Origin of the sequence: Anaerotardibacter muris, assembly GCF_943192915.1 — a bacterium.
Classification (GTDB): domain Bacteria; phylum Actinomycetota; class Coriobacteriia; order Coriobacteriales; family Eggerthellaceae; genus Anaerotardibacter; species Anaerotardibacter muris.
The window spans coordinates 114,071-127,042 of record NZ_CALPCD010000003.1 but is presented as its reverse complement, the minus strand read 5'-3'; the positions used below and the strand labels follow the sequence as shown (position 1 = coordinate 127,042).

At 52.5% G+C, this 12,972-nt stretch carries 12 protein-coding genes; 2 read left to right on the top strand and 10 right to left on the bottom strand.

Features of this window, described 5'->3' with window-relative positions:
* Positions 1-3: 3 nt before the first annotated feature.
* The 5 genes from dnaJ to lepA form a co-directional block, all read right to left on the bottom strand.
* Positions 4-1,131 (bottom strand): molecular chaperone DnaJ, encoded by a 1,128-nt coding sequence (dnaJ, locus tag NFR25_RS03715; RefSeq protein WP_251197902.1) that lies wholly within the window; start codon positions 1,129-1,131, stop codon positions 4-6.
* 36 nt (positions 1,132-1,167) lie between these two features.
* A complete protein-coding gene (gene hrcA, locus NFR25_RS03710; RefSeq protein WP_251197901.1) occupies positions 1,168-2,190 on the bottom strand; it encodes a heat-inducible transcriptional repressor HrcA in 1,023 nt (340 codons plus the stop codon).
* A 134-nt stretch (positions 2,191-2,324) separates the two neighbouring features.
* Positions 2,325-3,470, bottom strand: a complete 1,146-nt coding sequence (hemW, locus tag NFR25_RS03705) for a radical SAM family heme chaperone HemW (RefSeq protein ID WP_251197900.1) — start codon at positions 3,468-3,470, stop codon at positions 2,325-2,327.
* Positions 3,467-4,468: a tRNA dihydrouridine synthase DusB gene (gene dusB / locus NFR25_RS03700; RefSeq protein WP_251197899.1), complete on the bottom strand. Its 1,002-nt coding sequence runs from the start codon at positions 4,466-4,468 to the stop codon at positions 3,467-3,469. The genes hemW and dusB overlap by 4 nt, the downstream gene beginning before the upstream one ends.
* A 12-nt stretch (positions 4,469-4,480) precedes the next feature.
* On the bottom strand, positions 4,481-6,286 hold the full coding sequence (gene lepA, locus NFR25_RS03695; RefSeq protein WP_251197898.1) for a translation elongation factor 4: 1,806 nt from the start codon (positions 6,284-6,286) through the stop codon (positions 4,481-4,483).
* 224 nt (positions 6,287-6,510) lie between these two features.
* On the opposite strand from lepA, the gene rpsT reads away from it, so the two are divergent.
* Together rpsT and NFR25_RS03685 are read left to right on the top strand one after the other, a co-directional pair.
* On the top strand, positions 6,511-7,077 hold the full coding sequence (gene rpsT / locus NFR25_RS03690) for a 30S ribosomal protein S20 (RefSeq protein ID WP_251197897.1): 567 nt from the start codon (positions 6,511-6,513) through the stop codon (positions 7,075-7,077).
* 382 nt (positions 7,078-7,459) lie between these two features.
* A complete protein-coding gene (locus NFR25_RS03685) occupies positions 7,460-8,278 on the top strand; it encodes a UTP--glucose-1-phosphate uridylyltransferase (protein WP_251197896.1) in 819 nt (272 codons plus the stop codon).
* Between the two features lie 84 nt (positions 8,279-8,362).
* Here NFR25_RS03685 and NFR25_RS03680 read toward each other — a convergent pair whose 3' ends face one another.
* From NFR25_RS03680 to metG, 5 genes are all read right to left on the bottom strand, one after another.
* Positions 8,363-8,731 carry a Veg family protein gene (locus NFR25_RS03680; RefSeq protein WP_251197895.1) on the bottom strand — a complete coding sequence of 123 codons (369 nt, stop codon included), beginning with the start codon at positions 8,729-8,731 and terminating at the stop codon, positions 8,363-8,365.
* A 178-nt stretch (positions 8,732-8,909) separates the two neighbouring features.
* Complete coding sequence (gene rsmA, locus NFR25_RS03675; protein ID WP_251197894.1) at positions 8,910-9,794, bottom strand: 16S rRNA (adenine(1518)-N(6)/adenine(1519)-N(6))-dimethyltransferase RsmA; 885 nt, start codon at positions 9,792-9,794, stop codon at positions 8,910-8,912.
* Positions 9,795-10,358 (bottom strand): flavodoxin family protein, encoded by a 564-nt coding sequence (locus NFR25_RS03670; RefSeq protein WP_251197893.1) that lies wholly within the window; start codon positions 10,356-10,358, stop codon positions 9,795-9,797.
* Complete coding sequence (locus NFR25_RS03665; protein ID WP_251197892.1) at positions 10,343-11,329, bottom strand: TatD family hydrolase; 987 nt, start codon at positions 11,327-11,329, stop codon at positions 10,343-10,345. Before NFR25_RS03665 ends, NFR25_RS03670 begins: the two co-directional genes overlap by 16 nt.
* A 4-nt stretch (positions 11,330-11,333) precedes the next feature.
* Positions 11,334-12,914 (bottom strand): methionine--tRNA ligase, encoded by a 1,581-nt coding sequence (gene metG / locus NFR25_RS03660; RefSeq protein ID WP_251197891.1) that lies wholly within the window; start codon positions 12,912-12,914, stop codon positions 11,334-11,336.
* Between the last annotated feature and the right edge of the window lie 58 nt (positions 12,915-12,972).

Below are 12,972 nucleotides of genomic sequence, written 5' to 3'. Positions count from 1 at the left end.
TAACTAGTTGAACATATTACGAAGCTTCTTGAGTGGTGTGCGTGCTTCAGCGAAGTCCTCGCCCATCTCTTCAGCAAGCTCTTCGAGCAATTCGCGTTCGCGTTTGGATAGACGCTTGGGAATCTCTACTTCGATATGAGCATAGAGGTCACCGCGAGCATCGCTGCCATATTTGGGCATGCCATGGTTCTTCACTTTCACGACCTGTCCATATTGGCAGCCTTTCGGAACCTTGATCTGGACAACTTCATCTTCGAAGATACCATCGATCTCGATATCTGCACCAAGAGCAGCCTGAACCATGGATATGACCGTGGTCACATGCAGGTCGTTGCCTTCACGGCGGAAATATTCATTAGGTTCGATCCTGCACGTAACGATCAGATCGCCCGATTCCGCACCGCGAATACCCGCTTCTCCATACCCGCTCATACGCAGCTGCTGTCCGTCATGGATGCCCGCAGGGATCTCAACTGAAAGACGTTGACGGTCAGGAACGCGACCTTGCCCATCGCATTCAGGGCAGGGGTTTTCGATGACCACACCTGAACCCTGGCAATTCGGGCAGGTGGTAGCGGATTGCATGTCACCTAAGAAGGTATGCTGCACCGTTACTACACGACCAGTGCCATCGCATTCCGGACACGTGATCTCTTCGCCGTCTTCACCCAAGCCCGTGCCATCGCATTCAGGACACGGTGCAAGGCGATCATAGATGATCTCTTTCTTCACACCAGCGGCCACTTCTTCAAGCGTGAGCGTAAGACCTACGCCCATATCGCGACCTTCTCGACGCACGTTGGCAGAACGGCCCATGCCGCCACCGAAGAAGGAGCTGAACAGATCCCCCATGCCAAAACCTCCACCGAAGAGGTCTTCCAGGTCGACATAACCAGCACCAGGCCCACTGGCCGCGCCAGGGACCGTACCATAGCGATCATAGTGGTTTCGCTTGGAAGGGTCACTCAGGACATCGTATGCTTCATTGAGCTCTTTGAAGCGATCTTCCGCATCAGGGCTCTTGTTCACGTCAGGATGGAGCGTACGCGCTTTTTTTCGGAAGGCGCGCTTGATCTCATCATCGCTAGCATTCTTGTCAACTTCGAGGATTTCGTAGAGGTCTTGAGCCATGGAGTGTTCTTTCTGTTCTTCGTTCGTATTCGTGGCTTATGAGTCTTGCAGGAGCGTCTTGGCGGCACGAACCGCCTTGATCGCTTGTTCATAATTCATGCGTGTAGGGCCGATGACCGCGATCATGCCTCGTTGTGTGCCTGACGAATACGGGGTTGCTACTACCGAGATCGCAGAAAGCTCAGAGGCGGGATTCTCGTGTCCGATGCGTACGATAGGCAGATCGCTCTCAGGCGCATCGTTCATCAAATGGAAGAGGATCGTTTCGTCCTCTAGCTTTTCGACCACAGGAGAAAGACGAGATGAATCGCTGAATTCAGGCTGATCGAGCAGGCGCGAAAGACCAAGCGTATGAGCATGCTGTGTCTTTTGATGAGCGCAGCATGAAAGAACCTCTTGTTCTACCAGAAGGAAGAGCGGATCTTTTCGCATCTCGTTGAGCGAAGCCATCGTGCGCATCGAGTTTTGCTCGGATGATGTTGCAGCATCGGCTGCGATGGTCACCCCTGCGTAAAGTTCGTTCAATGCGGTCTCGATCGCTGCCACATGTTCAGGGGTAATAGCTTCAGTGGTATCGATCGCCTGGTCGAACACCGTGCCATCTTCGCTTACGATGATCGCGACCAGACGCGAGGTGGAGACCATGACCAAGGTGATGCGCGAAATCGCAACATTGGTGAGCGTATTCGGAACGATCATGGTCAAACAGTTCGTGAATCGCGCGAGCACCTGAGAGGTCTTATCGAGTAGATCATCCAATTCAGAAGCATCTTGATACAATTCGCGCAGGATCGCTGGATCAGGGGAATCGGGAAGGTTCTCGAGCAGATCATCAACGAAGGTTCGATAACCGAAATCGGTAGGAACGCGCCCAGCGGAAGTGTGCGGAGACGTGAGGTAACCCGCATCTTCAAGATGTGAGAGCTCGTTACGTACGGTCGCCGAGCTGATGTCGAGCTGATAGCGATCGATCAGCGTACGCGAACCAATAGGAAGCGCATGAGCGATATACTCATTGATGAGCATCTTGAGCACGATCTGTCGGCGGTCTGAGAGCACGTTCCTCCTTTCGTTACAAGGCATTTTAGCAATGTAGAGATGAGAGTGCTAATCCTACACAGAACAAAAACGCCATCGGCAAGGAATCTACTTATATGGTTGACAGTAAATGGTCGGCATAAGCCCGTAGGGGTTCAGGCAAGTTCGAGCAAACGACCATAGAGCGCATTACCCCAGAGCCAACCTTTCTCGGTGGGCTCGAATCTACCATCAACCTCTTTCACATAGCCAGAATCGATCAGTTCTTTGAAAGCATCGAGAGCACCCGGTACTTCTTCGTCTACCTGCACGGCGAACTTCACCGACACTCCCCTGCTCATACGCATCCCCAGCATCAGATCCTCTACCAGATACTCAGGCCGCGATAGCTCTTCTTGGACCTGGCTATCCATCATGCGAATGCGTTCATCGTAGTTTTGTTTCATGGTCACTGCAGCGCGACCGATACCGAGATATGGTTTACCAGTCCAATAGGCCTTATTATGACGACATTCGAAACCTGGTTTGGCGTAGCTCGCTACCTCGTAGCGATGGAAACCTTGTGTCTCAAGATACTCCTGTGCGAGCAGCATCATCTCTGCGGCATATTCTCCAAGGTCGTCTTCTGTTTCAGCAAAAGCTTGACGCTCCATGAGCCCATGCAATGGTGTTCCTTCTTCGATGGAGAGCGGATAGATGCTGATGTGGGTAACACCAAGATCGACCGCTGTCTTGAGCGAGGCGATGAATGATTCTTTCGTCTGACCAGGAAGACCACACATCAGATCGACGCTTATGTTGGTGAATCGGATCTGAGCAAGCTCGATAGCGCGTTTAGCTTGAGCTGCATCATGCGCACGCCCGAGGGTCTTCAAGACCTCATCGTCAAAAGACTGGACGCCGATCGAAAGTCGCGTAACGCCCAGAGCGAAGAGATCCTTCACCATCGCCTCGGTCAAGCTTTCAGGGTTTACTTCCAAAGTACATTCGACCTCTGGTGTGAGGTGCATGGAGAGCGAAAGACCATAGAGCAAACGACTCAGCTCTTTGTTCCCTATGTGCGTTGGCGTGCCTCCACCGATATAGACCGTATCAAGCGAGCCGAGCAAGTCTGCGCGTGAAGCCGCACGGATCTGTAGTATCAGATCATCCACATAGCGCTCGATTGCTTCATCATTCGATGAGATAGCTTCGCTGTTGAAATCACAATAGAGGCACTTGCTCTTGCAAAAAGGAATATGCAGGTAAAGAGCCTTGTAGGGGTATTGATCCTCTAGTATATCTCCCCCAGGGATCTTCATCGATTCTCCTCCACCTTAGACGCTTCAGGCTGATCTTGGAGCTCGAGCACTTCCTGGAAGATACGAGCAAAATCATCATAGGTGACGGCATCATTGATGGCGCGACGGGCCTTGGTCGCTCCGCGTAGACCGCGCAAATACCACATGGCATGCTTGCGCATCTTCACGATGTTGTCGTCATATTGATCAGCGAGCATCCGAGCATGCTTCAATGCGATATCGATGCGTTCGCTCGCAGAAGGTGCAGTCGGCACTTCGCTGCCCTCTAATACCGCCTTGATATCGGTGAATATCCAGGGGTTTCCTTCAGCACCCCGCCCTACCATGATGGCGTCGCAGCCAGTTTGTTCGAGCATCGCCTTCGCGCGTGCTCCTGAAGTGATATCCCCATTGCCGACCACTGGAATAGAGACACGTTCCTTTACGCGAGCGATGGTGTCCCAGCAGGCATCGCCTTGATAGAACTGTTGGGCGAAACGGCCATGGACCGCCACCGCAGCAGCTCCCGACCCTTCGACGATGTGAGCTAGTTCAGGAGCGGTCTCGTGGCCCATTTCGAATCCACGACGCATCTTAACGGTAACAGGAGCTGCAACTTTGTTCTCAACAGCACTCACGATCTTGGCTGCAAGAACGGGATCGCGCATGAGCGCAGAGCCATCGCCTTTGCCAGCGATCTTGCGCGCTGGGCAACCCATATTGATATCGATGGAGAAGATCGCATCACCCATGGCCTGCTCGAGCTCGTAAGCTTCGTTTGCCATGGTGTCGGGTTCATGACCGAATATCTGTACTGCTACCTTATCTTCCGAAGGTGCTAGTGCGAGTAAGTCACGCGTCTTAACATTCCCATAGCTCAAAGCTTTCGCTGATACCATCTCGGTGTAGGTGAGCTGCGCACCAAATGAAAGGCAGATCTCGCGAAACGCATCGTCGCTCACCCCTGCCATGGGGGCAAGGATGATGCGTCTATCCTGGTAGAGATCATTCGTGCTCATAGGCAAGCAGGCCTATTCGTCTACCTTGAGGATAGCCATGAATGCTTCTTGCGGCACCTCAACGCTACCGATGCTCTTCATGCGCTTCTTACCTTGCTTCTGCTTCTCCAGCAGCTTACGCTTACGGGTGATGTCACCGCCGTAGCACTTGGCAAGAACGTCCTTGCGCATAGCGCGCACGGTCTGTCGCGAGAGCACGCGAGAACCCACTGCTGCTTGAATGGGGATCTCGAACATCTGACGTGGGATGATGCCCTTGAGCTTCTCCACCAGTACGCGTCCGCGATCGTATGCCTTGTCGTTATGCACGATGAAGGAAAGTGCATCGATCGGCTTTCCAGCGAGCAGGATATCAAGCTTCACCAACTTCGAGGTCTTATATTCATCGAAGTCGTAATCGAGCGATGCATATCCTTTGGTCCTGCTCTTCAGCTGATCGAAATAGTCCATGATCAGTTCAGAGAGCGGGATGTTCCAGAGCATCTCCACGGTAGTGGTAGAGAGATAGTTCATGGTGATGAAGTTGCCACGACGCGCCACGGTAAGGTCCATGACCGCACCCACATAATCGGGCGGGATGAGGATCTTAGCTTTCAGATACGGTTCTTCGATATGGTCGATCTCGGCAGCATCGGGCATATCTTGAGGAGAGTGGAGCGAGATCATCTCACCATTGGTCTTGTAGACGTGGTATTCCACGGAAGGTGCAGTAGCAAGCAGGTCAAGACCGAATTCACGCTCAAGGCGTTCCTTGATCACTTCCATATGGAGCAATCCCAAGAATCCAACACGGAAGCCAAAGCCAAGTGCATGGGAGGTCTCTGCTTCATAGATGAGCGCAGGATCGTTCAGGGAAAGCTTCTCGAGCGCATCTTTGAGCGGTTCGTACTGATCGCCATCGATCGGGAACAAGCCTGTGAAGACCATAGGTTTCACATCGCGATAGCCAGGCAGCGGCTCTTCGCAGCCCCCCACCGCATTGGTGATGGTGTCACCCACTTTCACTTGAGCGGGATCCTTCAAGCCCGTGACCAGATACCCTACTTCGCCCACACCGAGCGATTCGACCGGAACTTCCGTAGGTTTGCGCACGCCAGCTTCTTCAACGAGCGTGGTGGTATTGGTTGCCATCATGCGGATCTCTTGACCTTTTCGCAAAGACCCATCGACCACGCGTACGAGCGCCACAACACCGCGATACGCATCGAAATAAGAATCGAAAATGAGCGCGCGCAGTGGAGCATCGCTTTCCCCCACTGGCGCAGGGATGTTGTACACGATAGCCTCGAGTAGGTCGTCGATACCTTCACCAGTCTTACCGCTCGCCAAGATCGCATCGTCGGCTGGGATCGCGAGCACGTCTTCGATCTCGGCACGCACACGCTCTGGGTCTGCTGCAGGAAGGTCGATCTTGTTGATCAGCGGGATTATCTCAAGGTTGGCATTCATCGCCATCATGGCATTGGCCACAGTCTGTGCTTCTACGCCCTGCGTAGCATCGACCACGAGCACAGCGCCTTCACACGCTGCCAAAGAGCGAGACACTTCATAGGTGAAGTCGACATGACCAGGCGTGTCGATAAGATTGAAGTGATAGAGCTGTCCATCTTCAGCACGATAATCCACGCGTACTGCTTGGCTCTTGATGGTGATGCCGCGTTCGCGCTCGATCTCCATGGAGTCGAGCACCTGCTCTTTCATGTCGCGCGAAGAAACGGTCTCGGTCAGTTCGAGGATACGGTCTGACAGGGTGGATTTGCCATGGTCAATATGCGCAATGATCGAGAAATTGCGGATGTATTGGGGATCGATGGACATAGAGGTTGCTATCCTTCGGTTCGAGATGACCAACGCGTATCAAAGGTTCGCATTCTCTTGGCGCATAGCTGCTTGAAGAGGTGCAAGATACGATTCTAGCCCATCCGACCACCACAATGCTGCCTTGGCGAACAATTTATCGACCAAAACTACACGCACTCAAAAAGTTATGTTACGATTCTAAGGCTTTCGTCTACAACTTGTATTTCAATGGAGGATAAAACGTGGCGAACATCAAAAGTCAAAAAAAGCGAATCATCACCAACGAGAAAGCTCGCAAGCGCAATCGTGCAGTGCGTTCTGAATTGAAGACCGCTACCCGCGCAGTCCATGAAGCTGTTGAAGCTAAGGCTGGCGCAGAAGCTTACGCTGCAGCGCTTGCTGCATGCCGCCTGCTCGATCGTGCGGTCACCAAGGGTGTCATCCATAAGAATCAGGCTGCTAACCGTAAGTCTGGCATCATGAAGCTCGTCAACACCATCGTCACTCCTGAAGATATTGCTGCTTACAAGCCCAAGGAGAAGAAGGCTCCTGAAAAGACTGGCTCCAAGAAGGCTGCTGCTAAGGCTGCTCGCAAGGAAGCCATGGCTGCTGCATCCGCTGAAAAGGACAAGCGCCGCAAGAAGACCCAGAAGGAGCAAGCTGCTGCCGCAAAGAAGAAGGCTGAAGCCGAGGCAGCTGCCGAAGCAGAAGCTGCTGCTGAAGAAGAAGCAGCCCAGGAAGAGGAAGTTCAGGAAGCTGCCGAAGCTGAAGCTATCGAAGAGGCTGAAGCTGCAGACGGCGAAGAATAACCCTTCCCTATCATTTGTTTTAAGACGGATCCGTCCGCATATCGAAAAAGTTGCCCGGTGTTTGCCGGGTTTCTTTTTGCCCTTATTAAGTCATACCGCAAGCAGCGAGGCTGCAGGGGTGAGGTCTCGGATTCACCTGTTTCGCTGTTCGCCTTCGGCTCATGCGCTCCACTGCTTCATGCATTATTACGCGAATCAATCTTCGATTGATTCTATCTTTTCCAAGTTAGTGTTCAGAGTGAATCTACGACCCTACCCCTACATCCTCGCTGTTTGCGCAGGAGATTTTTGGAGGGCAAAAAGAAACCACTCTATGGTGATGGGGATTATATTTGGTAAGATTGTTTTGCATTACTAGTTACTTAAACAACGAGGTAGTTTTATGAAGGCGCTCATTCCTGCGGCGGGACTGGGGAGTCGGTTCTTGCCGGCTACGAAGGCTCAACCTAAAGAGATGCTCTTAGTGGTCGATAAGCCTGCCATCCAGTATGTAGTGGAAGAAGGGCTGGCATCAGGCGCTGACGAAGTCATCATCATCAACAGCCGTGACAAGAAATCCATCGAGGAACACTTCACGCCTAACCCAGAACTGGAAGCTGAATTGCGCAGCCGCGGTAAGGATTCTTATGCCGATAAAGTGGCTCATGCTGGGAGCCTTAACGTGAGCTACGTATACCAGGATGAACCTTTGGGTCTTGGCCATGCGGTGCATTGCGCTGCAGACAAGATCGAAGATGAGGCGTTCTTCGTGCTCCTAGGTGATGTGCTCGTTCCAGAGAACAAGATGCTCGTTCGTATGAAAGAGATATCAGACCAACATGATGGCGCGAATGTCATTGCGGTGCTGCCTGTTCCCAAGGACCAGGTCGATCGTTTTGGCGTTATCGATGGTGCCCAGATAGAAGATGACGTGTGGAAGATATCCTCGCTCGTTGAAAAACCTGCAGTTGAAGATGCTCCCACCAATCTAGCAGCATTCGGTCGCTATCTTCTCTCACCGCGCGTTATGGAGCTGTTGGCAGAAACCGCTCCTGGTGCAGGTGGAGAGATCCAGCTTACTGACGCGCTTGCTGAGGCGCTCAAAGAAGAAGAGATGTATGCGCTCGTCATCGACGAAGAAGATGGCTTCGATACGGGCACGATCGAAAGCTGGCTCGATACCAACAATCGTCTCTACGCGCGCATGCAGCAAAACGCTTGATCTAACTCGATAAGCCCTTGAATAGAAAACCCCCGAGAGCAAGCGCTGTCGGGGGTTTGTTCTATGGTAATGAGGTTAGTACGTTTAGAGTGTGGGAGCGACCGTAGTAGCGCTAGCAGCCTCAACAGAAACAGAGCTATCGGTCGTTACGGGAACGAGCTCTTCGGCTTCAGGTTCTTCGATGAAGGGACCGAACAATGCTTCACCATTCTGGCTGAGCTCGACCATGCCAGTAAGGATGTCGACATACTGATAAGACTGTCGAGCAGCAACGCCGCGCTTACGCTTCACTTCCATGATGAAGAGTCGAGGATGAACCTGCTTCAATACGCCTTCACTCTCAACGATCTTTGAGCGGCCCATATTCGCACGAACACGCAATTTTTGGCCGACGAAATCGGAAAGAACATCATGAATACCATCTACGATCTGCGCTTGCTTTGCTAAATCCATAAACACTTCCTCAAATCGACACAGTAAAACTCATCTATAGTAACACGCACCCGGGTGTTTGTACAAAGATACCCTCTTCATACTTGCAAACGGTCGGTTTTATAGCTTGAAGACAACTGATATTGTTCACGATGGTTTGATGCGACTTGCTCTGATATGACGCAATGGGTCTTCATATTCAGTTCTTGTGATCAGTGAAATGCAAGAAAGCTTCGCCAAGACGCAGATATTCGCTCAGCTTGAGCTTCTCCCCTCTTACTTTAGGATCGATACTGGCTTCTTCAAAGAGGAAGGGCAGCATCTCAGCAACATCAAGATCGGGGCGCATACGATCGAAGTAGGTCTTCATGGAATTCGAGAGGGTCTTACGACGGTTCTCAAAAGCTGCATCTGCCATGGTCATCGTTGCTTGAGCAAGTACAGGGTCGAGCGGGTCTTCATTACGATCAAGACGGATCACCGTGCTCTTCACTCGTGGCGGAGGAAAGAAATTGCTTTCGGCGACCGAGAACTTGCCCGCAGCGTGCGCAAAAAGATTCAGCTTGACCGTATAAGCTCCGTAGTTCTTCGTGCCTGGCGCCGCGCTCATACGTTCAGCTACTTCCGCTTGCACCATGATAGTGGCGCTCTGAAGGGACGAGAAGCGCTCGAAATAGTCGAGCACCAGTGTTGCTGCTACCGCGTAGGGAAGATTCGCCACCAGCTTGTTCGGAGCAAAAGGAAGATCGGCGGGATATACCTCAAGCGCGTCGGCTGCAACCAGCGTGAAAGACGAGCTCCATGGTTCGAGCGTTTGAGCGAGCACTGCAGGAAGGTCTGTGTCGCGCTCGATTGACACCACCTCTCCCGCCTCTTTAAGGAGCGCTTCAGTAAGCGTGCCGATGCCAGGACCTATCTCGACCACCTTATCTTCTTTGGTGAGCTCAGCAAGAGCGCAGATACGGGCTACGATACCATCATTGATAAGGAAATGCTGACCAAGCGCCTTCTTAGTCATAAGGCCAAACTGATCAAGAACAGCGCGTGTGTCAGCAACAGAAGCAAGGGAAGAAAGCCGCGGCATCTAAGCTTCGCCTCCTTGTATCTTCTCTATCGATACTTTTAACTGTTCGACGATCATAGTTTCACTCGCCTGGATGAACGAGAATCTGTCAACAACGCCCAGATCCGCGAGCGCCAAAGGCGAAGCAAGCGTAACAAAGGCAGCTTCGGTTCCGTAGGGGTCTCCCCCTTCGCCTACAAGCCCAAGGATAAGCGGGCGCTTCGGGGGCAGTGATTGTTGATCAGCGATGAGCTCCTGGCGCTTCCAGAAGTACGGCTGAAAGCGATCGAGCAGCGCCTTTAGCTGCGACGGAACTCCTGCAAAATAAATGGGCGAAATAATGACCACAAGATCGGCGCCATCGATAGCAGCATGGACCTTAACTTCGTCGTCTTCATAGATGCACGTACCCGTGTCTTTACAGGTATCGCACCCAATGCACCCATGAATATCCATTTCAGCGATGGAGAATAACGTAACCGTAGTGCCTGAGGTTGCGCCAAGTGCCTTTGCAATAGCTCGTGCTGAACGTGCGCACTTCCCTTGCGCGTAAGGCGAGCCAGAGATGATCACGCACGCTGCCATGGTGTTGCCTCGCGATCGAGCAGAGAGAGGGCATTCGAGAAGACCTGCTCGAGAAGGATACGTTGCTCTTCAGGAGTCGTGCGGTCGAAGATCTCGAGCAGCTTCGCAGCCGTGAAGATCGTGTATTCGGGTCCACATTCGATGCCGCGCAAAGGTTCGGGCGTCATGAACGGTGAATCCGTTTCTGTGAGCAAACGGTCTGTAGGAACTGTGAGTGCACCTTCTCGCACTTCAGGCGTATTCTTGAAGGTGAGCGGCCCGCCATAGGCCACATAGCAGCCAGCATCAAGCCAGGGACGAAGCACGTCAGCATCAAGATTGAAGCAATGAAGCAGAACACCAGCTTCGGGAAAGCCCTCTTCGGTTAGGATGGCGAAGCCTTCATCGTGCGCTTCGCGCAGATGCAAGATAAGAGGCAGACCAGTTTCATGGGATAAACGGATCTGGCGGCGAAACGCCTCTCGCTGCTGGGGCCGTGGTGAGTGATCGTAATGGTAATCGAGGCCCACTTCACCGATAGCGGCTACCAGCGGGTTCTTCAGAACCTCGAGCAAACGCTCTTCCAATGCATCATCGTAGTGCTTTGCGTTGTGAGGATGGCACCCTATGCCTACACGCACAGTGGGAGCGACCTCTTTGAAATCACCAAGATCAAAGTGCTGATATATCTCTGATGCACGATCGAACCACAGCGGGAGCTTTTCGAAGGTAGTTCGATGGTCCTCCTGCACATCCATGATGGTGCAAATGAACGAGACACCATAGTACGCGCTACGCGCTAAGGCTAACGCAGGATCACTGAGCATATCAAGATGCGCATGCGTGTCTGCCACCGGCCCGCAAAGCTGCGGAGGGTTCGCAAAACGGATCTTACCCTTCTTGCGTTTCTGGTAAAAGAGCATATCCCGCTCGAATTCGCCAAGCGAATCGAACGGGACACTTTCGCCAAAAGAATATGCCACATCAGACATTTGATTATTCAAGGGAGAAGTCGATCGCATCGACGTCCAATCGCGGATAGAGCGGCGTACCCGTGCTGATCTTCGACCCAGGCTGAAGCTGCCCCCATTTGCTCGCTTCTTCGATGTTGGTGATGCTAGAGATATCTCCCAAGCTCATACGGTCGAAGACCTCAGCCGAAGTATTCGGCATGAATGGTGCCATGAACAGCGCGATGATACGGATCGCCTCGAGCGAATTATAGATGACCGCGGCAAGTTCATCAGCGGTCGCTTCATCCTTTGCCAGATCCCATGGACGAGAATCCTCGACGTAGAGATTCACACGCCCAGCGAGCTTCTGAACAGCTGCAGCAGCAGCCGAAAAATCGACCTTGGCCATAGCTTCGTCGTACTCTTCGTACAGATCGCGCGCAATATCCGCCAGCGGATTATCCTCAGCGCCTGCAGGAGGCGTGGGAACCTGACCATCGAAATATTTGTCGGTCATATTGAATACGCGCGAAACAAGATTGCCCCACGTGTTAGCCAGATCGGCGTTGTAGACCTGCACCATGCGTTCGATAGAGATAGAACCATCATGACCGAACTGCACGTCAGAGAGGAAATAGTAGCGATAAGGGTCGACACCGAAGACCTCGACCAGGTCTGCAGGCTTCAGCGCATTGCCACGCGACTTCGACATCTTCTCGCCCTTGGTGAGCAAGAAGCCATGACCGAAGACCGTATGGGTGATGGGCATACCAGCCGCCATGAGCATCGCTGGCCAGATCACGCAATGGAAGCGGATGATGTCCTTGCCGACGAAGTGGTATTGCATGGGCCACGCTGCTTCGAATTCTGCAGCTCGCTCGGGATCGCTGTAGCCGATACCCGTAAGGTATGCGAGCAGCGCATCCGCCCAAACGTAAGCAACATGACCTTCATCAAAAGGCAGTGGTACACCCCAATCGAACGTGGAGCGCGAGATGGAAAGATCCTTCAATCCGCTCTTCACGAATGAGACCACTTCATTCTTGCGCGTTTCGGGACGGATGAAGTCAGGATTCTGCTCGTAGAATTCAAGCAGCTTGTCTTCAAAATCGGAAAGCTTGAAGAACCAGTTCTCTTCCCCACTGGTCTTCTGAACAGGTCGTTTGCAGTCAGGACAGACGAACACGCCCTCTTCGTTCTTCTCTAGATCGGATTCAGCGTAGTACGTTTCTTCATGAACGCAATACCAGCCTTCATAGGCACCTTTGTAGAGGTATCCTTTTTCATACAGATCGTTCCAGAACTTCTTCACCGATTCAGCATGGCGCGGCTCGGTGGTACGCACGAAATCGGAATAGGTGATGTCGAGCATATCCCAAGCATCGCGAAATGCTGGCTCCATCGAATCGCACCACGATTGTGGGTCCATACCGTTCGCTTCTGCGGTGTCTGCGACCTTCTGGCCGTGCTCATCCATACCAGTGACGAACGAGACATCGTAGCCGTTCATACGCTGATAGCGTGCGACCGCATCCGCCGCGATGGTGGTGTAAGCCGTGCCAAGGTGCGGAGCTGCGTTGACGTAATAGATCGGAGTGGTGATCGCGTAAGTACCTTTTGACATGTGTCATGCTCTCTTTCTGGCCTCGGATGACCAATGATGCCACCAGGCCTTGGTAACA